Source organism: Aeromicrobium sp., from assembly GCF_049586495.1.
In the GTDB taxonomy this organism is placed as follows: domain Bacteria; phylum Actinomycetota; class Actinomycetes; order Propionibacteriales; family Nocardioidaceae; genus Aeromicrobium.
On the sequence record NZ_JBAVCB010000160.1, the window covers coordinates 1 to 2,307 of the forward strand.

Sequence of the window (2,307 nt, forward strand, 5' to 3'; positions counted from 1 at the left end):
GATCAGGCCAGTGATCTCACCGATGGCGCATCCAGTCAGGCAGTGCAAGGTGGCGCTGGCGGCCATCGAGTTCACATCGCCCATCTCGTGGTCGTCCTGGGGCGTGGGTGTGTCCGGCATGGGAGTGCCTCCGTTCAACTTAGCGTGAGCATACCCCCCTGGGGTATCGAGAGCAAGAGAACCAAGACTCTTTCCACGATCTCGAATGGCCGAAGGGATGTTGTCATGGTGGTCAAGACCGCTCACCGCACATAGGCGGAACTGGCGCATGGGCCGCCACGTGGCGGGACGAGATCACGGTCAAGAACGGCAGGTGAGTCAGGTCTACATCTCTCTCGTCACGGGGACTCACGGGTCGCGATGTCGGTTACGGTCGGAGTATGTCGACTGACCGGCATGGACCTCTCGGTCACTTCGACGCGCCAGTCGAGGCCGCCTATCAACGCTGGTACATCGAACGGTTTCGTCCGTTGGGCGTGGCCATGGCAGCCGCCTCGATCGCGGCCTGGATCGTCAATCCGCTGATCGTCCTGCTGTTCCTGAACCCGGAACATGTCGTCGCCATGTTCATCGTCTGCTGGGGGGTGAACATCCCCGTCCTCCTTGCCTGCATCGTGTACCTGCGACGACCAGAGCCGAGACTGGCGATCAAACTCGCTGCCGCTGTGCTCGTCCTGACGTCGGTCGACACGATTGCCGTGCTCCTGCCGTGGATCCCAGGACTTCAGCCGACTGCCTTCGCTCTGGCAGCCACCTTCTTCGGACTGCTTGCGCCGCTGATCCAGCTGTCTTTTCGGTTGACGCTCCTGATCGGGGTGTTGGTCACGTGTGCCGGAGGACTGGGACTCGGATTCGCGGACTCGCACACCGGTCAGGACGTTGCGCTGGCTCTGACTTTCATTCCGCTCTCGACGCTGTTCGTCGGCCCGGCGATGGCATTCGCGAATGAACGAGATCTCCGGGCGCGCTACGTCCGCGAGCGACTCATCGAGCACCAGCGACACCTGATCCGCCGTTACGCGCCGAGCACTGTGGTGTCCCGCATCGAACATGGCGACGACTCGATCGATCAGCCGCAGCGGCGGCGGGTCACCGCGTTCTCCTCTGACGTCGTCGGCTTCACGGCGATGGCAGATCGGATTGACCCCGAGGCCCTCGCGCACATCATCAACGACTACCTCGGTGCCGTGTCCGATCTGATCGAGCGTCACGGCGGGACAGTGACCGAATTTGCCGGCGACGGCGTCATGGCGATATTCGGGGCACCTGACGAGACCGCTCCGGCCGAGCAGGTTCGCTCGGCGATCAGCGCGGCGCAGGAGCTGCAACGGTCGTTGGTCGACTGGAGCCGTGACTGGTACGCGCACGGCACCGTCGAGCCGACCAATGCCCGAATCGGCATCAACACCGGCGTGGTCTCCGTCGGCACCTTCGGATCTGCGATTCGGGCGACCTACACGGGGATCGGCCTTCAGATGAACATCGCAGCCCGCGTACAAGCCGAGGCCGAACCCGGCGGAATCCTGCTGTCCAACACCAGCTGGCACCTGGTCAAAGATGTCATGGTGTGCGAGCCTCGCGGCGAGGTCATGGTCAAGGGCGTCCACTTCCCCATCGAGCTGTACTCCCCGCTCTAGAACAGCCGAACGATTGTCACCGTCGTGCGCACACAGTGCGGGCGCGCCGAGGAGGCTTCGGTGCGTTCGGATTCGTCGTGTTCTTTCGGCTCGCCGTCTCCTGCTTGATCCTGCCGCGGATCAGCGGGTCGCGTGCCTGTCATCGGTGTAGCGCGGCCGCGTCACGATCAGCGCAGCGACGCTGACCACTGCGAAGACGCCGTCGGGTATCCACGTGCCGAGCAGCACTGCGTGTGCGGCGAAGAAGACCGGCAGTACAGAGAGGGCAACCCATGACCACCGTTCGCCCGAATTGATGCCAGCGGTGGCCAGCGCGATCACCAGGACGCCCAGAGCTGCGCCTCCCGTGGCTATGAGGGCGTTGGCGTCGTCGGGGAATGCGTCGTCGCCCGTGGCGGTATAGACCGATGAGTAGAAAACGATCGTGAGCAGGCCGAAGATCACCAGAAGCACCTGCGCCGCTCGTTGGAATGTGGTCATGACTGTCCCTTTCAGTTCGAGGGTGGACGTCATCGACGCTAGAAATCGGTCGTGGCGAGCACTACGTGGTTGACCGCAATGTCAGACCTTTACGGTCGACCGCAGGGTGGAGGACCGCGCGACGGGCCAGAATTGGCACGTGCTTGAAATGCTCATCGTCCCGACCTGCTTTCTCGCCGCCGGTCTGATC

General features: G+C 63.2%; 2 protein-coding genes. One reads left to right on the forward strand and one right to left on the reverse strand.

The window, feature by feature from the left end; translation table 11 throughout:
- Window positions 1-380: 380 nt before the first annotated feature.
- Entirely contained in the window at window positions 381-1,637 is a 1,257-nt protein-coding gene (locus tag WB508_RS08515; RefSeq protein WP_423844456.1) for an adenylate/guanylate cyclase domain-containing protein, read from the forward strand.
- Between the two features lie 120 nt (window positions 1,638-1,757).
- Here WB508_RS08515 and WB508_RS08520 read toward each other — a convergent pair whose 3' ends face one another.
- Window positions 1,758-2,117 (reverse strand): hypothetical protein, encoded by a 360-nt coding sequence (locus tag WB508_RS08520; protein ID WP_423844457.1) that lies wholly within the window; start codon window positions 2,115-2,117, stop codon window positions 1,758-1,760.
- Between the last annotated feature and the right edge of the window lie 190 nt (window positions 2,118-2,307).